The organism is Aeromonas sp. LsrichE-8G (assembly GCF_022869435.1).
Lineage (GTDB): Bacteria > Pseudomonadota > Gammaproteobacteria > Enterobacterales > Aeromonadaceae > Aeromonas > Aeromonas caviae.
Genome location: NZ_JALIHH010000065.1, coordinates 1 through 493, shown reverse-complemented (window position 1 = coordinate 493; position 493 = coordinate 1). Strand labels below are relative to the sequence as shown.

Genomic DNA, 493 nt, shown 5'->3' with positions numbered 1-493 from the left:
ATGATGCCGCTGATGGGCTGCTTGTCATCGGACTCTTTCATGGCTTGCAGCAGCTTGTGCTTGAGCATCCAGGCGGTGTCATATTTGACGTCCAACTGGCGCTTTAGCTCCATCGCTGACAAGCCAGTTTTGGTCTGTGACAGCAGGTGCATCGCCAGAAACCACTTGGTCAGTGGGAGTTTGGTGTTTGCAAAAATCGTGTTTCCAGTCAATGACATCTGGTGACGGCAGTTATTGCATTGCAGCACGCGTGGCCGACTTTTCAGGCGACAGCAGGTCTTGTTGGCGCACTCAGGACAGATGAAACCGTTCGGAAAACGCCAAGCGAGCAGCGCGTTTTCGCACTGCGCTTCAGTGCCATAGTCCTTGAAAAAATCAAACAGGCTGTAGCCTTTCTGGAATTGGACTTTGCTTTTGGCCATGATCTCGCACCTCAGTAACTGTACGTAAGATCAGTATAGCTCGTGGTGACTGCTAATCATGGGTAATCAGG

1 pseudogene is annotated in these 493 nt (G+C 50.9%); it reads right to left on the bottom strand.

The window, feature by feature from the left end:
• Positions 1-422: pseudogene (locus MUW49_RS12085) on the bottom strand (IS1595-like element ISAeca5 family transposase); the annotation flags it as partial.
• Positions 423-493: the final 71 nt, after the last annotated feature.